The sequence below is a fragment of the Fibrobacter succinogenes genome, from assembly GCF_902779965.1.
GTDB lineage: Bacteria > Fibrobacterota > Fibrobacteria > Fibrobacterales > Fibrobacteraceae > Fibrobacter > Fibrobacter succinogenes_F.
Genome location: NZ_CACZDK010000048.1, coordinates 1 through 26,121 on the forward strand (window position 1 = coordinate 1; position 26,121 = coordinate 26,121).

20 protein-coding genes are annotated in these 26,121 nt (G+C 47.5%); 16 read left to right on the forward strand and 4 right to left on the reverse strand.

Annotated features, from left to right (window positions below):
- Positions 1-179: 179 nt before the first annotated feature.
- From HUF13_RS15980 to HUF13_RS15990, 3 genes are all read right to left on the reverse strand, one after another.
- A complete protein-coding gene (locus tag HUF13_RS15980; protein ID WP_173476045.1) occupies positions 180-1,217 on the reverse strand; it encodes a serine hydrolase in 1,038 nt (345 codons plus the stop codon).
- Between the two features lie 287 nt (positions 1,218-1,504).
- Positions 1,505-1,819, reverse strand: a complete 315-nt coding sequence (locus HUF13_RS15985; protein ID WP_173389267.1) for a hypothetical protein — start codon at positions 1,817-1,819, stop codon at positions 1,505-1,507.
- Positions 1,820-1,864: 45 nt separating this feature from the next.
- Entirely contained in the window at positions 1,865-2,725 is an 861-nt protein-coding gene (locus HUF13_RS15990; protein ID WP_173476046.1) for a glycosyl transferase family 2, read from the reverse strand.
- A 199-nt stretch (positions 2,726-2,924) separates the two neighbouring features.
- On the opposite strand from HUF13_RS15990, the gene uvrC reads away from it, so the two are divergent.
- The 9 genes from uvrC to HUF13_RS16035 all read left to right on the forward strand — a co-directional run bounded on the left by uvrC (position 2,925) and on the right by HUF13_RS16035 (position 17,049).
- Complete coding sequence (uvrC, locus tag HUF13_RS15995) at positions 2,925-4,808, forward strand: excinuclease ABC subunit UvrC (protein WP_173476047.1); 1,884 nt, start codon at positions 2,925-2,927, stop codon at positions 4,806-4,808.
- A gap of 231 nt (positions 4,809-5,039) precedes the next feature.
- Positions 5,040-6,857, forward strand: coding sequence for an ABC transporter substrate-binding protein (locus tag HUF13_RS16000; protein WP_173476048.1), 1,818 nt, complete (start codon positions 5,040-5,042; stop codon positions 6,855-6,857).
- A 17-nt stretch (positions 6,858-6,874) separates the two neighbouring features.
- A complete protein-coding gene (locus tag HUF13_RS16005; RefSeq protein WP_173476049.1) occupies positions 6,875-8,278 on the forward strand; it encodes an ABC transporter permease in 1,404 nt (467 codons plus the stop codon).
- A 2-nt stretch (positions 8,279-8,280) separates the two neighbouring features.
- Complete coding sequence (locus HUF13_RS16010; protein WP_072829891.1) at positions 8,281-9,126, forward strand: ABC transporter permease; 846 nt, start codon at positions 8,281-8,283, stop codon at positions 9,124-9,126.
- Positions 9,127-9,136: 10 nt separating this feature from the next.
- Complete coding sequence (locus tag HUF13_RS16015; RefSeq protein WP_173389263.1) at positions 9,137-10,135, forward strand: ABC transporter ATP-binding protein; 999 nt, start codon at positions 9,137-9,139, stop codon at positions 10,133-10,135.
- Positions 10,125-10,934 carry an ABC transporter ATP-binding protein gene (locus tag HUF13_RS16020; RefSeq protein WP_072829887.1) on the forward strand — a complete coding sequence of 270 codons (810 nt, stop codon included), beginning with the start codon at positions 10,125-10,127 and terminating at the stop codon, positions 10,932-10,934. Before HUF13_RS16015 ends, HUF13_RS16020 begins: the two co-directional genes overlap by 11 nt.
- Before the next feature lie 328 nt (positions 10,935-11,262).
- Positions 11,263-13,050, forward strand: coding sequence for a S8 family serine peptidase (locus tag HUF13_RS16025; protein ID WP_173476050.1), 1,788 nt, complete (start codon positions 11,263-11,265; stop codon positions 13,048-13,050).
- A 291-nt stretch (positions 13,051-13,341) separates the two neighbouring features.
- Positions 13,342-15,123 (forward strand): S8 family serine peptidase, encoded by a 1,782-nt coding sequence (locus tag HUF13_RS16030; protein WP_173476051.1) that lies wholly within the window; start codon positions 13,342-13,344, stop codon positions 15,121-15,123.
- Positions 15,124-15,285: 162 nt separating this feature from the next.
- On the forward strand, positions 15,286-17,049 hold the full coding sequence (locus HUF13_RS16035) for a DUF4832 domain-containing protein (RefSeq protein WP_304039315.1): 1,764 nt from the start codon (positions 15,286-15,288) through the stop codon (positions 17,047-17,049).
- An 82-nt stretch (positions 17,050-17,131) separates the two neighbouring features.
- On the opposite strand, the gene HUF13_RS16040 is transcribed toward HUF13_RS16035, so the two are convergent.
- Positions 17,132-19,375 (reverse strand): cellulase family glycosylhydrolase, encoded by a 2,244-nt coding sequence (locus HUF13_RS16040; RefSeq protein ID WP_173476052.1) that lies wholly within the window; start codon positions 19,373-19,375, stop codon positions 17,132-17,134.
- 428 nt (positions 19,376-19,803) lie between these two features.
- Here HUF13_RS16040 and HUF13_RS16045 point away from each other — a divergent pair, with 428 nt between their 5' ends.
- The 7 genes from HUF13_RS16045 to HUF13_RS16070 all read left to right on the forward strand — a co-directional run bounded on the left by HUF13_RS16045 (position 19,804) and on the right by HUF13_RS16070 (position 26,110).
- Complete coding sequence (locus HUF13_RS16045) at positions 19,804-20,574, forward strand: T9SS C-terminal target domain-containing protein (protein ID WP_304039316.1); 771 nt, start codon at positions 19,804-19,806, stop codon at positions 20,572-20,574.
- Positions 20,571-20,708, forward strand: coding sequence for a T9SS type A sorting domain-containing protein (locus HUF13_RS17475; RefSeq protein WP_304039317.1), 138 nt, complete (start codon positions 20,571-20,573; stop codon positions 20,706-20,708). Before HUF13_RS16045 ends, HUF13_RS17475 begins: the two co-directional genes overlap by 4 nt.
- Before the next feature lie 196 nt (positions 20,709-20,904).
- Positions 20,905-22,338, forward strand: coding sequence for a glycosyl hydrolase family 8 (locus tag HUF13_RS16050; protein WP_173476053.1), 1,434 nt, complete (start codon positions 20,905-20,907; stop codon positions 22,336-22,338).
- 90 nt (positions 22,339-22,428) lie between these two features.
- Entirely contained in the window at positions 22,429-23,394 is a 966-nt protein-coding gene (locus HUF13_RS16055) for a BatD family protein (RefSeq protein WP_173476054.1), read from the forward strand.
- A gap of 261 nt (positions 23,395-23,655) precedes the next feature.
- Entirely contained in the window at positions 23,656-24,351 is a 696-nt protein-coding gene (locus HUF13_RS16060; protein ID WP_173476055.1) for a hypothetical protein, read from the forward strand.
- A gap of 61 nt (positions 24,352-24,412) precedes the next feature.
- Complete coding sequence (locus HUF13_RS16065) at positions 24,413-25,027, forward strand: hypothetical protein (protein ID WP_173476056.1); 615 nt, start codon at positions 24,413-24,415, stop codon at positions 25,025-25,027.
- Positions 25,028-25,048: 21 nt separating this feature from the next.
- Entirely contained in the window at positions 25,049-26,110 is a 1,062-nt protein-coding gene (locus HUF13_RS16070) for an acyltransferase (RefSeq protein ID WP_173476057.1), read from the forward strand.
- Positions 26,111-26,121: the final 11 nt, after the last annotated feature.

Here is a 26,121-nt window from a genome sequence, read left to right on the forward strand (position 1 = left end):
GCTTGAACGAAGAGAAAGCCAGCGTCATTAAGGCGCTGGCAGTAACAGCCCCTTCTAGGGGCAAAGCAAGCCACCCCTCTTAGGGGTGGCTTGTGACTGTCTTTTATTGTCACCCCAGCCTCAGTGCCTGGGTCGATTTTCCTCATGCCTCAAAGCGAGCTTCGCGAGCGACTACCTCACTATAATTCTTCAAAGAACGCGTCGGCAAGTGTGGCGCGGAACGCGTGGATGCGGTCGGCGTTGGGTTCTCGGTGCGGATAGGTGAAATTGCTGAGGAGAATGATGGCGCCTCCCTTGTCTGGGTCGGCGACGATACTTGCGCCTGTGAAACCAGTTTTGCCGAATGCTTGCGGCGAAACCTTGGTGCCCATGAATCGAGGAGCGTTTAGTTCCCAACCGAGGGCGGCGCAGGCGCCGAAGTTGTCGGGAAAAGCGTTGTGGCTTACGATGTCTAGAATTCCGGCGGGTATAATTTGCTTGTCCTCGAATTTCCCGTCCATGAGAATCATCTTCACGAACTTGAGCAAGTCGGGCACGCAACTGAACATGCCGGCGCTGCCGACGGGGAAGAGCTTTTGCAGGACCCAGGCGCTTTCGTCATGGACTTCACCTTGGATTTCGCGGTGGCGGAACTCACAGAGTTCTGTCGCCGCGATTTCTGATTTCGGGACACGCGTGAGCGGGTCGTAACCTGAACGTGTCATGCCGAGTGGCGTGAAAAATCTTTCATTACCTTGTTCTTGCAAAGTCTTACCCGTAAGTCTTTGCAACAAAATTCCGAGCAAAACGCTGGCGGGGTTTCCGTAGTTGAAAACCGTACCCGGTGCAGCGGAAAATTCGTATGTGTAAAGAACGTTGAGAATCTCTTCCGGAGAAAGTGCCGTAAGCGTTTTCATCGGGACGCGGTAATCAAGACTATGTGTGAGCAAATGCGAAACGTAAATCTCGTCGTGATAGTTTGTTTGAAGTTCCGGGATGTAATCGATGACTTTAGCGTCAATGGAAAGCTGGCCTTCAAGAACATATGTGAGAGCTAACGTCGAAGTGGGGCAAACCTTCGTGAGCGATGCTATGTCGAAAACAGTATCTTCGGGAGTGTTCAGCGTGACGATGTTGCTTGTGCCGTCAGGGAGCAAATATCCAATGACCGCTTTGTCGAAAATATCAGAGCTTTCTGCGGCCTGTAAAAGATTTAATAGCTTTTCAGATGTTACCATTTTTTCCCCATAAAAAAAAGGGCATCTCCTACGGTGCGAACACTCGAAACTACTTATCTACAATGATAGCAGCGCCTCGGGGATTTGTTTTTCGCGTCAATGCGCGCCTAAACTGAACCACAAGAGCAACGAGCTGATTTATTCCTGTTAGATCGGGTGTAAAATCCGTGGGATGCCCGCTTATAATATATGTTTCTTATACACTAAAAACAAGGGGAGAAATGCAAAAAAATCTCGATAAAAATATCGAGATTTTTGCTATGTGTATTAAATGTATCCCTTAGGGCTTAAACTTGGCTGTCGGCTTTGGGGAGCGCTTCGTCCAATTGGAGTGAAAGCTCCCTAATATCCTTATCCATCAGGTCGTGATACGATTTGGCTTTGCGCAATTGCTTGCGCAGCTCGACAATTTCGGAAGTGAGTTCCACAGCGAGCAAGCAGAGCTGCTTCTTCATTTCCAGTTTAAATTTCGAGGAATTATCGAGACGACTTTCGATGAAATCGACGATTTCTTTCAAGTCCGTATCGGGCAGGTCCGTGCGGATGTGGATGCGTTCTTGAGCGACGGTTATGCTGACTGATCTAAGTGTCTCGTTTGCCATACTATTTCATTCCTACGCCAAATGGATCTTTATCCAACAACCACCTTAGCCGAAAAAACCGGGTTGCGAGCCTCCATTGCTCGCGAACAGGTCTGGGGTTTCGTCTTGCGGTTTGTTTTCGGGCTGAGCGGCGGGAACTTCAGGCTGTTCTTCAGCCGGCGCGTTGATATTGAATTCGGTGCCGAGCTCATTTTCGATGGTGGCAAGGAGCTGTTGGAACTTGGTCTGGGCTTCGGCAATTTCGTTGCTCTGGCTCTGGACTTGACCATTGAGGTTGTCAATGATATCGTTCTTTTCGGCGACTTGACCATTCAGGCAATCGATGATGTTGTTCTTTTCGTTTACCTGTTCATTGAGTGAATCAATGATGCTATTCTTTTCGTTGACTTGTCCGTTGAGCGAATCAATGATGCTGTTCTTCTCGGCAACTTGTCCGTTAAGGGAATTGATGATGTTGTTCTTTTCGTTGACTTGTCCGTTGAGTGAATCGATAATGCCATTCTTCTCGGCAATTTGTCCGTTAAGGGAATTGATGGCGTTGTCTTTTTCTGCGGCTTTTCCGTTAAGGGCGTCGATGATTCCATTCTTTTCTGCAATCTGGGCATTGAGGGAATCGATAATGCCGTTCTTTTCGTTAATCTGTCCGTTTAGACTATCGATAGCGCGGCCTTTTTCGTTGATGGCTTCGTCCTGAGCGGCTGCTTGGTTGGCTCGTGCGTTGAGAGCCGCTTCGCAGTCAGCAATCTTTGCGTTGGCAGAATCTAACAGATTTTTTTGGTTTTCGGCCTGTGCTTTGGCGCCTTCGAGAAGTTGCTTTAGCTTAGCGTTTTCTTCACGCAGGGCGCGGACCGTTCCAAGGACTCCTTCCACTTTCTGCGACAACAAGTTCATGCTTTCAAAATTCATTTTATCTCCATATTAAAATGTCGGGGGTGCAAAACTTACCTACGTAAGATATATAAAATTTTGATGTTGCAAGATTGTTAGAAAATGTAAAAACGCAGCAAAAAACGGCTTTACGCTGTCTAACCTTGCATGTCATTCTGGAGGCCATAGGCCGATAGAATCCATTACAAATAGAAATAAATTCTATCTTCTAAAAGTCATGATCCCTGTAAGTGAACATATTGAGCGTCGCCTGGCAGAACTCCCTCTTTTGCCGGGGGTTTATATCATGAAGAACGCTCAAGGGAAAATCATTTACATCGGCAAAGCGAAGGTCCTCAAAAATCGCGTGTCGAGCTACTTTGACGGGAGCGACCATGCCGGTCACCGTGCTGCAACTTTGATGCTTCCGTACATCCGCGACATCGAGTGGATTATCACGGAAAGCGAAACGGAAGCGCTTATTCTCGAAGCGAACTTGATTCGCAAGCATACGCCCAAGTACAACGTGCTCCTGAAAGACGACAAGCACTTTCCGTATTTGGCGTTCTCCGTGAATGAACCGTTCCCGCGGCTGTTCCTGAGCCGTTCCGTGAAAAAAGACGGCTGCTTGTATTACGGCCCTTACATGAGTTCCCGCATGATCCGCCAATTGCAGGATATCGCTGCGCGTTTGTTCAAAATTCGCGAATGCAAATTGAAGTTGCCTTTGAATCGCCCTGTGCGGCCTTGCCTCAATTACCACATCGGTCGTTGCGAAGCGCCATGTGCAGGTCTTGTGACTCGCGAAGAGTATAGCAAAAAAGTGGCACAGACACAAATGCTCTTGGGCGGTAAACGCGATGACCTGATAGAACTTTGGGAACGCGAAATGTTCGAAGCGAGCGAACGCATGGATTTCGAAACCGCGGCGAAAAAGCGCGATGCTATTCAGGCGCTCAAGGCGACGAGTGCGCACCAGAAAACTGATGTGTCCGATGCAAGCCTCAGCATGGATGTGATTTCGCTGAAGCGTAATGGTACGATGGCTGCTGCCGTGATTTTCGAATACCGTAACGGTGTGCTTTGTGGGCGCCGCCACTACCGCCTGGAATGCAAACTCGAAGACGACGAGACTGAAATTTTCAGCCAGATGGTGGTGCAGTGGTACATGGACGTGGAATTTATTCCTGGCGAAATTGCGACGGATGTGCCCTTGCCCGAAGACTTGGCGGAGCGCGAATCGATGGAACAGGCACTTGCCTCGAAGACGAATCACAAGGTGGTGTTGACGAATCCGCAGCGTGGCGAGAAACTCGGGTTCCTGAAACTTGCCGCTGCGAATGCCGACATGATTCTTGTGGAAATGCGTGCCGAAGTGCAGAAATATAGCGAAATCGATTCGAGCGTTTTTGAACTGCAAAAAGTTTTGGGTTTAAAGAAGACTCCGTTCCGCATCGAATGCGTGGATATTTCTCATTTGTCTGGAACGAACACCGTGGCAAGTTTGGTTGCGTTCAAGAACGGTCGCCCCGACAAGAGCAATTACCGCAAGTTTATTATCAAGACCGTAACAGGTGTTGACGATTTTGCGAGCATGCGCGAAGTGATGACTCGCCGCATCCGGCGTTTGGAAGACGAGGGAATTCCGATGCCCGATTTGTGGGTGTGCGATGGTGGTAAAGGTCAGGTCGATGCTACGATGCAAATTCTAAAGGAACTCGGTCACGATAAGGATTTGCCTTTGATCGGGCTTGCGAAACGCTTGGAAGAAATCGTGTTTCCCGATGACCGCCCGAGTATTGTGCTGCACCGCACTAGCCCCGCGCTGAAGCTTTTGCAGAACGCCCGTGACGAGGCGCACCGATTCGCCATTACGTACCAGCGCAGCAAACGCAAGAAAGACCTTGAAGTCGAATGGCTCAAGATGCCTGGCGTTGGCCACGAAACCCGCATCAAGATTTTGAGCAAGTACAAGAGCGCCGAAGCGTTTATGGACGCCCCGCTCGAAGACATCACAGATTTGCTCGGGAAAGTCCGCGGCACAAAGCTCCGCGAACAAGTCGCCGAATATTGCGCCGCCGGCACCCCCGAAGAAACGGAAACCGCTGAAGACGCTGAATAACCGAATGTAGCCGCTGACGCCCCGCCCGCATGATGAATACTAATGAGGTTTAAAGGACGTTAGCCCTTATTGTGTAAATTTTTCTAAATGTAAAAATTGCTAAACGCCGTTTAAATTTCGTCAATGCATTTTTACTAAGTCGCAAAATTATTTTTTAAATGAATAATCTATATTAGGTTTTGAATTTTTCAATTAAAGGACCCTCGTGGGCCCTATTCTAAGAGGACTCAAATGATTGGACTGAAATCGATTGCTAGAACGGCCTTGGTGCTTTCGGCAACTGGCGCACTTTTTGGGTGCGGTAGCTCATCGCAAGACGAGCTCGCCAGCGGTTCTTTGCCGCGTCAGGAAACGCTCTACTTGTCTGGGCAGCAGAATGATGCTCCTGGTACGTTCAACCCCCTTGCAGAAAGCTGGATGACGACGTGGCCTGTGAGCGGTCGTTTCAACTTGATGTATGAACCGCTTTTGACGTACAACTCCCTGACGGGTGAAATTGAATCCCTCCTCGGTACGCTCGTGAACAAGAACAACGATAGCATCGTTGTGGACTTGAACCCGGCCGCAAAGTGGAGCGATGGCGAAAAGGTTACTTCTCGTGACGTGAAGTTCATCTATACGATGGGTTCCATCAACACTAGCGAACAGATTTCTGCAATTCATGTCGACACGATTAAGTCCGAACCGGCAGGTGCGGTGGAACGCATTGCATTCCTCGTGAACAAGAAGCAGCGCAATAACCCGCTTTCCGTTTTGGACTTGATGCAGGCCATCCGTATCGTTCCTGCTCACGTGTTCGAACCGCTTATCGAAAAGCTCGGTTCCAAGGACGAAGTCAAGAAACTCCCGATGGACCAGAACCCGGTTGTTTCCGGCCCGTACGCTCTCCGCAGCGCCGACCCGAACAAGATTATTCTTGAACGCCGTGACGACTACTGGGGCAACGCCGCTCTCCACAATGGTCAGCTCCCTGCTCCGAAGTATATCGTTCACCCGATTTATAAGAACAACGAACATAACACGATCGCTATGCGTAGCGGCAACCTCGACGCTTCTCAGAGCTACATCCCGCGTATCAACCGCAAGGCTGGCGCTGGCGTACACACATGGCTCAATGAACCGCCTTACTTCTTGCCGGGTGCAATGCCGATGCTCATCATCAACACGATGAAGGAACCGCTTAACGACAAGCGCTTCCGCCGCGCTCTTGCAACCGCAATCGACTACATGGCTCTCCGCAAGTTCGCTGTGTCCGACTACACGGACCAGATCAAGCCGGGCCTCATCATGCCGACCAATCTCGAAGGCAAGTATATTAATGACGAAGACCTTGTTAAGTATGGTGTCAAGCTCACCATCACCGACGAAAAGGAACGCGTTGAAACTGTGAAGCAGATGCTTTCCGAAGCTGGCTACAAGTCTGTATGGAATAGCGATGGTACGCTCGACCACATGGAAAATGCCAAGGGCGAAAAGATTCCGACGATGTACATCACGAGCCCGAACGGCTGGACCGACTGGGAAGCTATGGTGACTATCGCTGTCGAAGGTATGCGCAAGGCTGGTATCGATATTCGTGAAGGCTTCGTGGACGGCGGTTCTTACTGGCCGGCTATGGGTCTTGGTAACTTCGACCTCATCATGCACAAGCCTGTTGCTGACGTGACTCCGTCTCTTCCGTGGAGCCGCTTCAACGAAATCATGGCAAGCCGCGACTGGCAGCCGCTTGGCGCTTGGGCTGGTACGAACATCGGTCGTTACAACCAACCGGGTACCGAAGGTTTCCGTCCGGAAGTGGACAAACTCCTTTCTGCAATTCCGCTCATGAAGAACGCCGATTCTATCGCAACCGCTTATCGCGAATTGAACAAGATCTTCATGGAAGACCAGCCGTCTATTCCGCTGGTTTACTTGCCGGAACAGTTCTATGAATTCAGCGACCGTGTCTGGACGAACTGGCCGACCGCTGAAAACCCGTACGCTCCTGCTCAGCTTCCGTGGGTGGCTTCGGGTACCAAGACCCTTTGGAATTTGAAGCTTGCTAAATAAAGGATAAAGGACTACAAATGCTTAAACAATATCCTATGCTACGTTATGTCCTGCAGAAGGCGTTCTGGTACTTGCTGACCTTCGTCTGTGCAGTGGCTCTCAACTTCGCGTTGCCGCGTCTCGGCGACAACAATCCGGTTGACATCATCATGGGTCAAGCCGGCAAGGGCCTTTCTCCGACTGAAGCTCAGAAGAAAAAGGCGGAACTCCTTGTGTCCTTTGGTATGGCCGAAGTTGACGAACAAGGTAATGTTATTTACGAACCGGAAACCGATGCTAACGGCAATGTCGTGATGCAGAAGGTTCCGAAGCTCGACGCCAACGGCCAGCCGGTCGTGAACGTTGTGAAGCTCTTCAACGATGCTGGCGAACCAGTAATGGTCGAACGCCAGAAGCTCGATGAAGCTGGCAATCCGGTCTTTGTCGAAAAGTCTTCTGCCGCTCAGAAAGGCAAGAAGGGCAAGAAAGTTGTTAAGAAGGCTAAGAAGGTGAAGAAGGGCAAGGGCGCAAAGGCTGTTGCTGCTGATAAAGTCCCTGTCATGGAAAAGGTTCAAGCCGAACGCATCGATACCGTCATGGTCGATCAGCCGGTTATGAAGACCGATCCGAAGCTTGCTTCTGCAGTTTCTCAGTTCTTCCGCTATGTGGGCAACGTATTCCACGGCGACCTTGGTCTTTCCTATCAGAACAACGAACCTGTGACAAACGTTATCAAGAAGTCCCTCCCGTGGACGCTCGCTATCCAGGCTCCGACGATTCTTCTCGGCTGGATCGTGGGTAACCTTCTCGGTGCTTTCGCTGCATACAAGCGCGGCATTTTCGACAAGGTATTCTTCCCGTGCGCCATGTTCTTAAACGGTGTGCCGTTCTTCGTGTTCGGTATGCTCTTGGTGGCATTCTTCTCCATCACGCTCGGCTGGTTCCCGGCTATGGGCGCTTACAGCCCGGACATTCCGGAACTCACGTTCAGCTGGTCTTGCTTCAAGAGCGTCAGCTGGTACTACGTGCTCCCGTTCTTCTCTGTGTTCCCGATTCTTCTTTCTGGTCAGGCAACGGGTATGCGTTCCATGTCTATTTACGAACTCGGTACAGACTACATGAAGTATGCTAAGTGGCTCGGCCTCCGTGAAGGCAAGATTATCAGCTACGTGTTCCGCAACGCTATGCTCCCGCAGCTCACTGGCCTTGCCCAGAGCCTCGGTGCCATGGTGGGTGGCGCTCTCATTACCGAAATGATCTTCTCTTATCCGGGTCTCGGTATGGCAATGCTCAATGCCATTCAGAAGAACGACTACGCAACGATCCAGGGTTGCACCTTGATGATTTCTACTTGCGTTCTCGTTGCAAACTTTGCAGTTGACGTTTTGATCGCTGTCTTTGACCCGCGTGTCAAGGCCGGTCTCCAGATGGGAGGTAAGTAATCATGGGTAAGCTTTTAAGAAACCTTCTCAAGTCCCCGATGTTCGTGATTGGCGTGTCCATCTTCGTGCTCACGCTCCTCATCGCCATCTTTGGACCTTTGTTCTACAACGTTGATACTCACGCTCGTGACATCGTCGCTGGCCCGTATGCAGGTTCTAGCTCTGCTCACTGGCTCGGCACCGACCACCTCGGCCGTGACTATGTGTCTCTCTTGATTGCTGGTCTCCGCAGCTCTCTCTATGTGGGCTTTGTGGCTGGTATCATTGCTACGACGATCGGTGTGCTTATCGGTTTGTTCGGCGGTTTCCGCGGTGGCTGGGTTGACGAAGTGCTCAACATGCTCACCAACATCTTCATCGTGATTCCGCAGTTCGTGATTCTCGTTCTTATCAGCTCCGCTGTTAAGGATGGCCGTTCCCTCACCTTGATTGGTCTCATCATCGGTCTTACCGCTTGGAGCTGGTCTGCCCGTGCCGTTCGTGCCCAGGCTTCTTCTCTCCGTAGCCGCGACCACATCGCCCTTGCCCGCATCAACGGTGCATCGACTTTGACGATTGTGATCAAGCATGTGCTTCCGTACTTGCTCTCGTACGTGTTCATGGTGTTCATCATGCAGGTGTCTTCTGGTATTCTTTCCGAAGCCTCCATCTCCATGATCGGTCTTGGCCCTGTCGATTCCACCAGCCTTGGTATCATCTTGAACCAGGCTAAGGACAACGGTGCTCTCTCCGACTCCATCTGGATCGCATTCATCCCGGCAACGATCGTCGTTACCCTCACGGTGTTTGCTCTGTACTTGATTAACACTTCCATGGAAGGCGTCTTCAACCCGCGCCTGCGCAAGTAAGAGGTAAAAAATGTCTGATAATGTTTTTGAAGTTGACCACTTGGGTCTTTATTACCTCGGCCGTTTTGGAGACAAGACTCACGCTGTTACAGACGTGTCCTTCTCCATGAAGCAGGGGGAAATCCTCGGTATCGCCGGTGAATCGGGTTGCGGTAAGTCCACGCTCGTTTCTGGCCTCATGGGTATGTGCATCCCGCCGCTTTATCCGGAAACGGGTGACGTTCGCGTCAAGAGCGGTGACCACATGGAATCCCTCATGAACCGCAGCATCGAAGACGTTCGTGCAAACGTTCTCGCTCAGAAGGTTTCCATGATTCCGCAGGGCGCATTCAACGCTTTGAACCCGGTTCGCAAAATCAAGGATATCGCAGCTGACGTGATTGCGGCTCACCAGCAGCCGGGCAAGCAGCTCGACATGAAGGAAATCTACGATCGCCTTTGCGAACGCTTCGACTTGTTCGGCATGGACACGAAGCGCGTGTTGAACTCCTATCCGATTCAGCTTACCGCAGGTGAACGCCAGCGTTCCGTGATCGGTATTTCTACTTTGCTCAACCCGCAGATGGTGATTGCTGACGAACCGACTTCTGCTTTGGACGTTTCCACGCAGAAGGAAGTGATCAAGATGATTTTCGATCTTCTTGACAAGGGCATCTTCTCGACGATGATCTTCATTACCCACGAACTTCCGCTCCTCTACCATGTGGCAGACAACATCGCCATCATGTACGCCGGCGAAATCGTCGAAAAGGGTACGGCAGAACAGGTCGTCAAGGATCCGCGTCATCCGTATACGCAGGCTCTCATGGGCGCTATGCTCAGTACCGAAGCTTCTCAGCGTGGCCGCCATCCGGTGGCTATCGAAGGTGCTCCTCCGAGCCTCAAGAACAAGATTGTGGGCTGCCGCTTCGCTCCGCGTTGCAGCAAGGCATGCCCGGACTGCAAGAAGAATACCCAGAATCTCCGCATTGTCGGCGATCGTGACGTGAGGTGCGATTATGCAAAGTGATAAGCCCATTGTTTTTTCTGCCAAGCGCATCAGCAAGGACTTCGGTGCCGGCAAGAACCTGAAGACTGCCGTTAAGGACGTTTCCTTCGATATCTACGACGAAGAATTCATCTCCATCGTGGGTGGTTCTGGTTGCGGCAAGTCCGTGCTCGCCAAGATCATGCTCGGCCTTTACCAGCCGACTCGCGGTCAGTTCCTCTATCGCGACAAGCCGATTAAGAACTTGAAGGACCACTGGAACGAAGTTCAGTCCGTGTTCCAGGACCCGTTCGGTTGCTTCAACCAGTTCTTCACTATCCGTAGCCAGCTCGAAGACGCTCTCAACATCCTCAAGGACAAGCCGTCCAAGGAAGAAGTCCGTCGCCGCGTTGACGAAGGCCTCATGGCTGTGAACGTTACCCCGGCTGATATCGAAGGCAAGTATCCGTTCGAACTCTCCGGTGGTCAGATGCAGCGTATGCTTCTCGCCCGTATCTTCGCGCTCCGTCCGAAGGTCCTTATCGCTGACGAAGCTACCTCCATGGTGGACGCCTGCGTTCGTGCAAACATCCTCGATTACCTCCGCAAGTTGAAAGACGAGCTGAAGATGACCGTGGTGTTCGTGACCCACGATATCGGTCTAGCAAACTACGTTTCTGACCGTATCTTCATCATGCACGACGGTAAGATCGTGAACCAGGGTACTCCTGCTGAAGTACTCGACAACACGAACGAACCGCACACGCTCCGCTTGCTCGATGACATTCCGGAAGTCCACAAGACTGAATGGATCAAGAACAGCCACCGCAGCAAAAAGTAACGGTACCGTTTCTTTGGAAAAGCCGCAGCCTAAACCGCTGCGGTTTTTCTTTTATCCCTCGCGGATTTTACGTAATCCACTCTTGCTTGGTGCCTTTGCACAAACAAAAATCTGTTACTTTACATTACCACATAAAGTGCGGAAAATTTGTTAAAAATGAATTTTATGCAAGCGAAATAGAGCTTGTTTGAGATAATTTATCTCGATATAATAAATTTATAATATAAAAATATCAAAAGTCGCTGTTTTTCCCCTACAAAATGCTTATTTATTTTATTATTTATTATTTCATGATACATTTTGTATCATGAAATAATAGGAGTGTGATATGAATAAAACGGTGCTGACAGTGGCAGCAATGGCGGTTCTTGTAGGAGGTTCCGCTTCTTATGCAAAATCGGTTTCTAAGGACTCTCAGTCTGTAGAAAAAGAATTTGTGAGTGAAACGACTAATTCCCGCATGGACAAGAGCGTTCAGAAGTTTGTCGAAGCACAAAAGAAAAACAACCAAAAACGCAGTGTTTCGGTGGCCTCCGACGTGCTTGGCCGTCGAGGTGGCGCTGTTAAGGGCAAGGCTGCTTTGAATTACAAAGTGAATGATGCCGATGTCCAGAAAATGAAAGTCGTCATTAGGGATGTCAAGGTTGACGAGGCGCCTTTGGCCGCGGTTAGTGGCCGTTACGAATATAGACCAGTTGCAGACCAAAAGGAATTCTGGCTGAACGGCTCCAAGGTTAGCGAAAAGAGCTACTTGGATCAGGCGAAAAAACGCAAACAGAAATACGATCGTTCTAGGAAGTCTTTTAAGTCTTCGCGTGTTGCATATCTTACGGCTAGCGAAATTGAAAAGGAACTTGCAAGCAGCGAGACCAAGTATATTTCTGAATTCAAAAAGCCTCAGCCGCAAGTCATGTATGGCCAGGATGGTAGCTGGGATTATCGCTATATATTGAATAAAGCTGGCGTTACCAACAACGCCCATAACGTGGGAGTTAAAGGTCAAGGCGTGGGCGTGCATTACAACGAAGGCGGTTGCGTCCCGTTGCAGTATGTGAATCAAAACTATTTTGTGCAGCTAGAAACGCCGTGTAACGAATATTCTACGCATGCTATCGGTGTCGCTAGAATTTTGCAGACAACGGCTCCGCAGGCGAAACTTTATGCGTTGCAGGGGACCGATGGTCCTGAAAATCCGTCGAGCTATGATGTGCCCATTTTGATTGGTTCGAATTCATGGACTTATGGCTCGGATTACCCGTATTACGAAGACACTGATGCTACGATGGATAACTACATCTATGAAAATAGAGTGGTTGAATTTATTGCGGCAGGTAATGAAGGCCGTGACGCTATCATTCCTCCTCCGGCCCGTGCGTTCAACGTGATTACGGTCGGTGCTGTATCTCCGGCGGACGATATGTTTATGGGTTACTCGACATCTGGAAATCCGAGTCCTGGAAACGATAAGCCCGAAGTCGGCGTCTATTCTCATTTCCGTTTCCCGGACAAACCTTACACTGCTGGGCCGGGTGATACGTACGACGGAACTTTCTGCTGTACTAGCGGAGCGACTCCGTTTATTGCCGGTATGACCGCCGATCTGCTTTCTCAACACCAGTTCCTTTGGTGGCATCCGGAAGTAGTCAGGGCCATCTTGATTGCAGGGAGCAACCCCATCCAAAATCCTGATTACGACATTGATGATGCGCCTAGCGGCTTTGATGCTGGCATTCCGCATTATTCCAACTTCTCCTGGACGGATTCTTATCGATGGAACTTCTGGGAAGGTGAAAACTCTTCTTGGTTTGATTCGAATCGAGAAATCACGTTCCCGGAATACGATATCACTAAGGGCAAGCGCTACCGTATCGCTATTTCGTGGCTGACTTCGGGTGAGTTTGCGGTTCGCTATCAGAGCGTCGCTCAAGATATCGACCTGAGCGTTTGGCAGGATGGTGTTAGAATCGCTCGTTCAGAATCGCCATCGAATCCGTTTGAACTTGTGGATTTTGTGGCTCGTTCTTCTAGCCCGCTAACGATTAAGATTAAGCGCTATTCGAATAGCTCGTCGAAGGAAAAGGTTGTTCTAGGGTACGCGTTCGTATCGAAGAACTAACTTGAATTTTTGAAATTTGGTGAAATGCGATGTACTCGGCAGAGGAGGGGCTGCCGAGTTTTTGAAGTATATTAGAAAATTTGCTATGTATGTTGTAAGTAAAAAAATGTATAAATTATCAATTGTAAATTTAAAGTAAGCTAATAAAAAATTGTATAGAATTATTTACGTGAATAAATTATTTTATATTGTAAAAATATGAAAACACCTTTTTTTTCTTAACAAAATTGCTCGTTATTTTATTAAATATTGGCGTGGTACGAATCGTATCATGAATAATAGGAGCATACTATGAATAAAAAAATACTAACGATGACAGCGATGGCGGTTCTTGTAGGAGGATCCGCATCCTATGCACAAACGGTTTCTACTGATGTGAAGTCTGAAAAAGAAGCTCAAGTCGAAGAATCGGTGCAGGCACCTTCTCGAATGGATGGTGGCGTTAGAAAATTCGTTGAAAAGCAGAAAAGTAATACGCAGAAGCGTAAGGTTGCGCTGAAATCTGACGTTCTCGGTCGTCGTGGTGGAGCTCAAAAGGGTGCTTTGAACTACGAAATCAATGCATCCGATGTCGAAAAGATGAAAGTTGTCATCAGCGATATCAAGGCCGATGACACTCCGCTGCCAACTGTGAGCGGTCGCTACGAGTTCGATCCGCAAAAGAACCAAAAGGATTATTGGTTGAACGGATCCAAGATGAGCGAATCTGGTTATCTTGCAGAAGCCGAAAAGCGCGAGAAAAAGTATAGCGAATCGAAGAAGTTTAATTCTCCGCGTACCGCATACCTTACGGCAAGCGAAATCGAAAAGGAACTTTCGAGCAGCGAAACCAAGTACATTTCTGAATACAAGGAACCTAAGCCTGCATTAACCTATGGCGTACAGGATTATCGCGATTATACGTACATCCTCCAGAAATCAGAAATTACATCGTTTGCTCACAATAACAATTACAAGGGTCAGGGCGTTGGCGTTTATTATAATGAAGGTGGTTGCCCTCCGCTTAACTATGTGAATACAACCTATTATACTCGCCTCGGAACTTGCCCGGGCTATGCAACGCACGTTATTGGCGTTACAAGAGTTTTGCAAACCACCGCTCCGCAGGCAATGATTTACGGTATCGATGGCGTTGACTATCCGCAGAATGTGCGTAGCTACTCTAAGCCGATTTTGATTGGTTCCCAGTCTTGGGGCTTTGTTACGGACGAAACCGGATACACTTCTGGCGATGCTGACATGGACAACTACATTTATACGAATAGAGTTGTTGAATTTGTTGCTGCAGGTAATGGCGGTAGAAATAAGCTTGTGTCCGCTCCGGGAAGAGCTATGAATGCTATTTCTGTTGGTGCAATCTCTCCGGTGGATGACAAATACGTTTCTTATTCATCGTCTAAGAATGCTCCTACGAAAGTTGACAAGCCTGAAGTCGCTAACTATACAGGCTTCCGTTTCCCAGGGGATCCTTCTTACACGGCTGGCACTAACGATACCTATACCGGCGTCTTTAACGGAACTAGCGCAGCAACGCCCTTTATGGCTGGCATGGCTGCGAACTTGCTTTCTCAGCATCACTTCCTCTGGTGGCATCCGGAAGTTGTCAAGGCTGTCTTAATTGCTGGTAGCAAGCCGGTTCAGAACCCGGAATACGATGTTGATGCCGGTACTTATTTCGTGGCGGGCATTCCGCATTATTCAAGCTTCACTTGGAACGATTCCTATCGTTGGCGTTTCTGGCAGGGCGAAAACAACAGCAATTTCGATTCGAATAAAGAAATTACTTTTGTCGAATACAATATTGAAAAAGGCAAGCGTTACCGTCTCGCCATTGCTTGGCTGACTTCTGGTGAATATGCTTTGAAGAACCAGAGAATCGCTCAGGATATCGATATGAGCGTTTGGCAGAACGGAACGAGAATCGCAAATGCTAATTCTTATGAAAACCCGTTTGAATTGGCCGATTTTGTGACCCAGTCTGCTGACCCTCTTACGGTCAAGATTAAGCGTGTTTCTAACCGTAATTCGTCCGAAAAGGTCCTTCTCGGTTACGCTTTTGTGAAGACTAACTAATTCCTGATATCTCGTCAGAAAAATGAAATGTAGGGGCCCGGCGGTAACGCCGGGCTTTTTGCGTTGTTGGCAGTTTTGTCGCTCCGGACATGTTTTGGAGATGGTATCGGGAGTTTGTCTTGCTTCACTCGTTTTTGCAAAAGGATTATATATATTACGGATATGAGTTTTTCTTGTTTTTTCAATTTAATGGGTGCCGCGGATTTTAATCAATCCGCACACGTTGCGCTGTCTGCACGTTATTCTCGTTTTGCGTTTGTGGCATTGTCGCTTGCCCTGGTGCAAACTTCTGCACTCGCTGCGGATCTTGTGAAGCAGAATATTGATACGACCGATGCGATGGTCACGCTTTCTAATTATGACCGTGGTTTCTATACGCCTCAGGTTTTGCACATCAAGCCTTCGGGCGGAAAGCCGATTGAAAAACCGTACAGCAAACTTTTGCACCTCCGTGCTGAAATTTCGGAATTCAGCAGCCGCGCTTGGCTTGGCATTGATACGACTGGCGGTAAAAAGGACACGACATGGGGCAAGAGCCAAGATCTTACGGAAGATGCTCTTAATGTCTTGCAGACGACCTTTGACAACATCCGCAAGAACAATGGCTTTGTGGTTGTTCGCATTTGTTATGACCCGTGGTACAACGGACGTAGCAATGTGACGCCGGAACACAAGTGGGTGTTGCGCCATGTGGAGCAGCTCGCTCCGGTGCTTTCGAAAAATACCGATGTGATTGTCGCTCTCGAAATGGGCATGCACGGGGCTTACGGCGAGATGCACAGCGATACGAGCATCACTTACGAACGTATTGCAGAGGCTACGAACTTGATGCTTCGCAACACGCCCCCAGAATTCAAGATTCTCACGCGCACGGGAAACTATTCAGCAAAGGTTCTCGGCTTTGACAATTGGGGCGTGGATTTCCACATCGACGGCGAAAAGTTTGCTGAAATTGCAAAGGCAAAAGGTGACACGATGTACCGTGTGGGTATGTTCAACGACGGCTATCTTGGAACGCAATATGATTACGGCACATGGGGCGCCGACTGCAAAACGTCTATTTGCCGCGAGGAAGGTGTTGCCTGGCTTGAAAAGTACGGTATCAATACACCGTATGGCGGTGAAGCGCTTACAACGGCTAGTGGCTATCAAGTCATCAACACGCCGGAATTTCTCGCTTACGAGGGCTTCCGCACGCATACAAGCTATTTGAATATCCAGTGGAACAACAATCTAATCGACAGTTGGAAAAAGTCGCATTTTAAGGGTAAAGATTTCGAATATGACGGAGCGAAAGATTCTTCGCTCACGGGTTTCAAGTACATCAATGATCACTTGGGCTACCGCTATGTGCTGCGTGAATCTTGGGTAACCGATACGGTTGGCTCCGATGGCGTTTTCAAGGCGAAACTTCGCATCCAGAATGTAGGCTTTGGCAACCTGACACGCAATGTTCCTGTGAAACTTGCTGTTGTAGATGACATGGAAGGAAGCTTGTTGACGATGTGCCCAGGAACTTCTTATATAGATTTGCCTGATATCGATTTCCGCAATGTGCATAGCCGTACTATTTCGATCGCTGGCGGCGATACAGTGATGACGTTCGATGGAAACAACGAAATTGAAATCACAGCCAAGTTGGATGGGCTCTCGAAAAAACGCTATCAAGTGTACTTGAAAGTAGGTGAGATTGAGTTTGCCAATCGCAAACTTGTGGGAGTTGGGTCTTGTGGGGAGGAACAGCCCGCTGTCTTTTTGGGCAAAGTCTATTATGACGAAAAAGTGACGGGAATTTCTCCACGCGCCTTATCTCCAGTATCAATACATCAAAAGCAAAACGCTCCATTTGTGCAGCGGACCCGCAATAATATCATCATCCATAACGGCGACAAGCGCTATCGCGCAAACGGCGCGGGCGTTCAGTAATTGTTTGATATACGTACGAAAAAGTCCCGACCATCAGTCGGGACTTTTCAAACTTCAATTTTATGTAACAAACTTTAATTGCTTACTTGTTTGTCCAGCGGAGCGAAGCCTTCTGGGTACCTTGACGGATAACCATCGTGTAGGATCCGTTGGGGAGGCTCTTGAGGCTGATGGAGTGGCTTCCAGCACTGTAAATGTCAGATTGCTGCATCACGTTTACACCGAGAGCGTCATAAACGTCCAGCTTCACAATGCCTGTATTCTTGGTCGTGAATTGGAGCGTCGTGCCCATCATGCTTGCCTTGAGACCGTTTGCAATCTTGTGAACCGGCTTGATGGAAGTCTGCGGATTGATGAATGCATTGTATTCTTCAAGGTTTACCGCGGCAGATTGGTCGCCGATAATGAATGTGACTGTGCGGACAAGAGAGTCTTCTGTTGCTGTTTCAGGAGCATGAGCCGTGATTGCTACAATTGCATTCTGGTTGCCAGCGATAAAACCGGTGCCATTTTTCGTGATGTATGCAGATGTTGGCAGACCGTTGTAAGTGTAGGTAACCGGAGTTTCGCTAATAGTTGCATCCGGAAGGCCTTTATCAGAAACGGCGCCTAGAGCGATTTTTTGGTCTTTGAACATGCTATGGATACGGGGGAGCGCCTTCTTGTAGGTGATTTCGAACGTGTCTTGCATAGCACGGAACCCTGTGACGGCCGGTGCCGATGCTACGATTTTAGTCGTTCCGAATGTCTTGAAGTGCAACATCCACACTTGTTTGCCTTTTTGTGCATTAGAGCATTTGGTGGTGTTTGAACAAACGGCTTTGCTTACAGAAATGATGCTCGGGTCTAGCGATGTGAGCGTGAATTTGGAACCTTGGATGGTCTTGTCTTCCATGGTCAAGATGTAGTCGAGATTTCCGTCTCCATCGAAGTCGAGTGCTTGTGCGGTCCCTCCTGATACAGTTTTACATGAGTTAGAGTAGGTGCAGTAGAGTTCTTCGAGGTTCGTGATGCTCTGGCCTGCGATTTCTTTGATGGTCACGACAGACTGGGAACCGTCATTACCCGTAAAAATGGCAAAACCGTAATCGCTCACGATGATATCGCTGCCAGATACGGAGGCCACTTTTTCGTTGCTAGAAGTATAAGTACAGCCGGACTTGAGAACTCCAGAAATCTTGCCGTCGGTCTGCTTTGCGGTCGTTGCCTTGAAGGAGCAACTGCCGCTCTTGCCTTTAACGAGGGAGTCGGCCCAAGAACGAGCGTTCTTGGTGAGGTAGCTCTTGATAATGTTTCCCGAGGTGGTGTAAGTGGCTGCATCGAGGGCGGCTGCAGTGATGAGTGACTTTTCACCAGCGAAGATAGCGGACTTTTCGCTCTTCTGGTCTACATCGGAAGTCTGCTGACGCAAACTCCAGTTGCAGTTCGGAATCTGTTTCTGGTCCATGTAAGATGTCCATTCGCTTGTGGCGTTTTCGTTCGGATTGCCGTCGCCGTCAGCGTTTGTGGTACCCCATTCGCTGATGAATACAGGGTATCCAGCGTTAAGAGTTTGGTCGATTCTGCCACTAAAAGAACCTTTGGAGTGCGTGGCTGCGTAGAAATGCAGTACGTAGGCAATGTTCGTTGAATTAACTGGGTCAGAAGCGCCGTTTTGCGGGTTTTGTGACCAACTCGGGGTTCCGACGATAATCAAGTTTTGCGTGTTGTTGCGGATGGCAGAGCTAATCGTGTTGGCGTAGCCCTTGATGGCGCTCCAGTTACCACCGCTGCCATCGACTGGTTCGTTATAGATTTCGTAAATGACGTTTGGCACGTCCTTGTATTTCTTGGAAATAGTTTCGAAGAAGGTCTTTGCGAGTGACGTCTCCGAATGGGCTCTGTGGCTGTGCCAGTCGATAATGATATACACGTCGTTTTCGATAGCGGCTTTGACCATTCTATCGATTGTAGAAAGCTGACCTTCTGGGCTCTTCGCGTAAGAAGTCTGATCGTCCAACTTGTTTTTGGTGCCGCCATCGGAATCGTAGTATTCAATACCCATGGCATAACGGAACACGTCAATTTTGAGGTTGTCTACAGCCCATGAAATGACGGTCGGGTTGTAGTAAGAAAGACCCGTTGCGTCGGACCAGAAAAGGCTTACACCACGGAGCATGGCTTGCTGGTTGTTCTTCGCGCCAACAATCTTGTTGCCGCTCGTGTGAAGGGCTCCGTAATAAGATACTGGCCCAACTTTCTTGGGAGTTGCTGTTGATGCATCGGCTGCAAAGGCAGATATTGCCGTAGCGGCCAGGATGCTTGTCAGTAGCTTTGTCAATTTCATGAGTGTGTTCCTTTTGTTTTGACAAAAAATATTTTAATAAAGCTAAGATAGTAAACAATTTACACTAATTTTTTGTTTACCGTTGTAACACTAAGCTAATTAAGCTTTGTGTTTTGTTCACCGTCACCCTGTTTGGTTATTGCTATATAATGTAGTTTTCTGTGCGCAAGAATGAAATACTTGTAATCGTAATAAAAAAGTTGCGTTTTCACTGTGTGACTGAAAGCACAAAACAAATTTGTAACAAAATTTGTATGTATTTTGGAAGCTTCCAAAGTATTATATTTCAATGGAAAGGGCGGTTTGTAATTAATAATGTAAATTTTTTTTTCAAACGGCTGTAGGTATGGCATTTTTGAAGAAAAAAAAATATATTGTTGTCCAAATCACCCATTTTGGGAAAAACTATTAAAAAAAGAGAGAGAATTATGAATAAGAAACTCACAATTGCATCGGCACTTCTTGCTGCCTCTGCTGCATTTGCTTTCCAAACATGGATTGGTGCTGATGAAGGCTCCTACCGTGTTTTGACTGAAATTGGTAACAGTACCGATACCGAAGGCTATTGGTTTAGCTATAACGATAAGAATGACGGCGGTGAATCCGAGGTTGTTTGGCCGGTTACTCCGGGTACTACCTATTCCGACGACGCTTTGGACCCGATTATTGATGAATGCAAGGGTGTTTGCGGTACAGCTTCCCTTTCCAAGGGCACCTTGACCTATCCGGCATTTGTTGGTATCGGCTTTAACGTTGTCGGTGAAAATGCTAAGGATAAAACCAAGTCTGATCCGGGTGACGCTACTGCTTGGGGTGGTGTTTGCATTACCTATACCTCTGATGCTAAGGCCCAACTTGAACTCGGTCTCGGTGACTTCGACACTGAAATTAAGTATGCTAACCCGTACGTTGATCTTGCCAAGGCTACTTCGCCTATGACGAAGACCATTTCTTGGTCTCAGTTTAAGCAGCCGACTTGGTACACTGACAAAAACAAGATTTCCGGTGATGAAGCTGCAGCTCAGCTCGTTGCTATTAAGTTCAAAATTCAGGGCGCTGATGGTGACTATAAGTTTAACATCTGCGCAATTGGGGTGCTATTCACTCTGTCCGTGGTGCATCCTCTGTTAAGGCTCTCCTCTCTGGCCGTACCCTCAGCTTCTCTGGCGTTAAGTCCGACGCAACTGCAGAAGTCATGAACCTCCAGGGTCAGGTTGTTGCTAAGGGTGACGCTTCTAGCGCAATGAACCTCTCTGCTCTCGATGCAGGCGTCTACATGGTTCGCGTTGCTGGCAAGTCCGTCAACTTCACCAACAAGATTGTCTTGAAGTAATTTTCGGATCTGCAAAGATTTAAGAAAAGGATCGCGTGAGCGGTCCTTTTCTTTTTTAAGTTTGTTTTAAAATTATTGCTTTTGCTCACAAGTAAATTTGTTTTTCTATTTTGTAATTGCGCTAAAAGCTATATTTATATATATTACATTGGCATTTACAGACTCCGTTTTCCGGGGATATTTTAACGAGGCTTTTATGACTTTCAAAAAAATCCTGTTGCCTGCTTTTATTGGCTCAGCTTTTTTCTTGGGCGCCTGTGGCGATGACGCTCCGGTTTCTCCAAATAATTTGACTCCGAGCTCTGCTGTTGTCAATCCGTCTTTGAGCTCTTCTTCTGGAATTACACCGTTGCCGACCTCCTCTGCTCCGGTTCCTGCAAGCTCATCGGCGGCATCTGTTGTTGTAAATTATCCTCAGCTTGCGACTGGGGCAAATAGTACATATGCATTAGCCAATTATACATATTGGAAGTCTTATCATGTTTCTTCAGTAGAACAGGATATGGCTCTTTATCCGTCTATTGCGCCTGAATTTCCGCTGGTGTTTTCGGCGGCGTTCTTGCCGGCTAGTCGTGTCATTTGGTCGAACCAATCAACGGGTTATTACAAACAGTCTTGTTCTGTAGATGATGCTGTAGATAACAAATACCGCGCTTGTACTGTATCTGAAGGTATGGGTTACGGTATGCTTTTGGCTTATTTTAATGGCGATGATGCAACGTTCAATTCCTTGTGGAATTACACGCGTGCCTTCAGGGATTATGAAGGTACAGGGCTTATGCCGTGGATTACCTACTCGTTCCACTACTCAACTCCGGATAATTCCAGTGCAACGGATGCCGATTTGGATATTGCAACGTCCTTGATTCTTATGTATTACAAGACAGGCAATGCAATGTACTTGCAAGATGCTTTGGTCCTTGTGAATGCCCTTTGGAATTTAGAAGTGAACCCGGCGAATTTGCTCCTTTACTCTGGTGATACAGATCTTTGGAAGGGCGCCAATCCGGCTTACAACTTGAGCTACTTCTCTCCGGTGGCGCTTAGACTCTTTGCTATTGTGGATCCGGCACATAATTGGACTGGTGTGTTGGAAGCCATGTACGCTTACATGCAGAAGGTGCAGAATGCTGGTACGGGCGTGTTCCCGGATTGGAGCAATGAGGCTGGTGTAGCTGTTAATCCGCCTAACAATTCTGCAACTACTACCTACTGGACATTCAACAAGGAAGCTGTCCGTATTCCGTGGCGTATTGCTTGGGATTATTATTGGTATCAGGATCCTCGTGCGGCTACGATTCTCACCAAGTTGAATACGTTTATTTCGGATAAGGCTAAGGGCAATCCTGATGATAAGGCTCTTGCTGTTAACTATTCATGGAATTTGGATGTGGGTAAAGACAAAACGAACAATACCTCCGTTCCGTCAGAGTGGTATGCCGCTTGGTGCGCTACGGGTATTGCTGGCAATGCTGCATGGCTCAATGCTTGCACTATGGGCATGAATAACACGGTTCACACGAATGGATTGCCTCTTTGGAATTCTAAATCGAGCTATTTCTCGGATATCTTGTTTACGATGTATTCGGGCTTGTTGAACGGTGCGTTCCTCCGCCCTGCCGGAATCTAGTTTAGCAGTTCCAAGTATCTTTCTTTATCTATCGCCCTGCATCTATTGTGGGGTCGATTTTTTTTAGATGGAATTTGTATATTCTTTAATATGAAAAAGAACGCGAATACTAAGGTCTCGAAGCCTGTCAAGGCGAAAAAAGCTAAGGCCGAGACTCAAGAAAAAAATGCTGACTCGTTGCTTGTTGCAACGAAAAACGATTCGACGAATGTCCTTGCGGTAGAACCGGATAGCTCAAGTGTGGGTGGTTCTGCGAACGAACTCCAGCTCCCGACGCCGGAGCAATTAGGTATTTCTATATCGACGGGATTGTCTGGCGCTCCGCTTAAGGTGATCGTGGGCGATACGATTGATTTTCCGGTGACGGTCTCATGGAGTGCTCAAGGCAGTGCCATTTTGGTGGTGCCTACGAGTTCTGCCAATGCGAAGGGGCTTTTGCAGTTGGGCGTTTCGCAGGAATCGAGTCGTACGGTGAAGGATGGCAAGGAACTGGCGCAGATTACGTTCAATTACAAGCTCGTTGTTCAGGATACGGGTAACTTGAATATCCCGGCGATGCGATTTGAAATCCCGACGCCTATGGGCCAGTCGCTGGACTTGCGTAGCGATTCTGTGCCGCTGCGTGCTGACGCTCCTGTGAGTATGTTGCCGATTGTGGTTGGCGTTTTTGTCGCTTTGTGCTTGGTTTTTGCTGGTCTGTGGCGTGTGCGTCGCAGAGCAAAGGCTAAAAAGGTTCTTGAAAAATGGAAAGATGCTTTGGCTGCAATCCGTGAACACATGCTTGTTTTGAAGCAACGCGTGAATGTGGCCGATAGCCGCGAATGGCTTTTGGAACTTGAAGGCGTTTGCAAAGAATACGTGGCGCTTCGTTTTCATGTCAAGGATGCATCTTCAGTCAATCTTGATAATCTTGTGAAAGAGGGTGTGCTTGATGGCTGGGAACATCTTGTTGAAGAATTTGCTCATGCCCGCTATGGTGGCGGCATCCGCGATAGCTTTGAAAATAAGGAAACTTGGAAAATAGCCTTGTCGCTGATGGGCTTGGAAGAAGAGTGATTTAGACGAGAGCACGGCTCTCCGAGCCTACAGACGAGAGAGGCGGCTTAGCCGCAGTGGTTAGGTACGTGTCATCCTGGAGGGCAAAGCCCGATAGGATCCATAGTGTTGTCTATTGTCATTCCCGGTAGAGACTGTCCCGGACATGTTTCGGGGCGGGAATCTCTTTTTTTGTGCATTTATTCTGAAAAATCTGATAAGCGGATGAAATCAGCAGATAAAATGCTCTTGCATTTATCCAAAATAATCTAATTTTGAAGAATGGTTTGGAAGTTCTATTCTGTTGTTTTGGTGTTGCTTGTATTTGTTTTGAACGGATGCTGCGTTGTTACGCGTCCTCCTTCTGCGGCAGCTTTTATGAATTCGAATGCGAAGGATCTTAGTGGAGATGTTATTGGCCTTGCGTATTATTCTGGTGATTTGGTCCATGAAGTAATTCACGATAAAAACTTATCGGGTAATAATGATGAAAGAGATTCCTATGAGTGGCCTGCTGATTTTACATATACTCATTTTTTCAATTACAAAAATTTTTCAGCGAGTCTTGGCCTACAGACTGTAGTGCCTTTTTTACAACTTGGTTTTGTTTCTAAATATGTTGGCGTATTGGGGTGGATGGCTGGTCTTGGTGGAATTATGGCCATCGAACAGTTGCCTTTGAACGAAAATTGGAAAATCGGTATTGCAGAACATTTTTCTAGGAATGGTTTTGAATCAAGGCTGAAAGAAAACGACTGTGGAGGAGGATTTGGTCCTACGGGAGCTTGTATTGGGAGTCCTGATCCTATCTATTATACGGAAGTTGGTGTAGGAGCTTATCTCTCGTATAAAAGTTTTGCGATTGAATTCCGTTATGGTCGTGATATCAGTGAAAGTAGAAATCGGTTTATTTTTTATTTGAATTGGATGTTTTCTGTTTCTAAAAAAGAAAAACAAGAAGAATGGATTTGGAGATAGATTGGCTGATTAGATTTATAGGATTGTTATGTTGTATAGATGTTTTATATTAGCTGTCGTTATGTTTGTTTTGCTTTTTGCGGGGTGTTCTAGCCATCCACCTTCTGCTGCGCAATTTATGAATGTGAAGATGAAAGAGGGTGAATTTAATAATTCTTTTATTGTTGGTGGATCAGCTCGTGCTGGTAATATTTATAAAGAACATGTAGATGGAGAAACTATACATTGGGATAGTTATACTTGTGCGGAATCTTATGGAAATTTCGATTTATCTCTTTTATTTAGATATAATCATTTCATCCTAGGGTTCTCTATGGAAAACCTCTCATATAGAGGCGTTGTGGGATTTGTTAGTCAGTATATCGGATTGCAAGGTTGGGTTGGGGGGGTGGATTCCTTTTTCCCTGATGATAATCCATTTTTGGGAGGCTTGATGTTGATTGAAGAATATCCTATACATGAAAATTTGAAAATAGGTCTAAGTGAACATATTTCAAGAAATGCGTATCATATACATTATGATTTAAAAGATATCTCATCGATTTTATACAATGAATTTGGTATAGGAACATATTTGACTTACAAGAATTTTTCTTTTGAATTCCGTTATGGTCGTGAAATTGGTGAACCGCGAAATCGCTTTTATTTTATGACGCACTATGCATTTTTTAATTAATTTGAACTATAATTTAGACGTATGATTATCGATAAGGAAGAGGCTAAGCAGCGTGCGGCAGGACTCGACTTGTTTCGGGTGGTGGCTGCCGTGATGGTGCTGCTGTTCCATTGCCATATCCATCACGAAAACAGTTTCGGACCGTTGACGGGTTTTGTCTCGATGGGTGCCGTGTTTATGACGGCGTTCTTTATGCTCTCGGGCTATGTGCTGTTCTTGACGTATAAGGATAAGTCGCTTGTGCAGGCTCCGGCACTCAAGAAATTTTACCTGAAACGCATTTTCGGGATTTTTCCATTGTACTTGGTTGTGGCTGTATTGTATGTCGTGACGCTGGGGCAAGAATCATCGTTCCAGAATCTGGTGCTGTTGCCGATTGAAGTGCTTGGGCTGCAAAGTGTTTTTTCGACGCTGTTCCCGGTGAGTCACAATGACGGAACTTGGTTTATTTCTTGCTTGCTGTTTGCGTATTTGGCGTTCCCGCTGATGCAAGAAATTGTAAAGCAGATGACTACTCGTACGAAGTGGATTGCTCTTGCTGTTTGTATTGCGGTTTTGTTTTGGTCGCCGCTTGTGGTGCATACGTTCAAGACGGATTCTATTTATTCCAATCCGTTTTTCCGAGGTCTTGAATTTTTCATCGGTGTGCTGTTGTGCTCATTGCCGATTCGTGCTGGAATCGCGAAAAGTCTTGCGACTTGGAAAGCTTTGATTGTTGAAGTTTTGCTTTTGGTTGCAGGGGTATCGATTGCGGTGCGGCTGAATATTTTCGTGGGCAATTACATGCTTTACGACTGGATTGTAATTCCGCTGTTTGCCTGCATGATTTTAACTCTGGCTGGACTGAAATCGCCGAGATTGCTGGGGTCTGCGTTTTTGCGTTATGCGAGTGCGGCGAGTTATGCGTTTTTCTTGGCTCAAGTGTTCAATACACAAATTGAAAATTGGCTGTTTGCTGCGTGCGGTATCCAGAACAATGTGCTGCAAATTGCTGTATCGGTTGTGCTGTGTGCGTTTATTGCTGTTATGTTGCACGAATTTGTAGAAAAGCCGTGTGCGAGAGTGTTGAAAAAGAAATTATAAATGCGACTTGT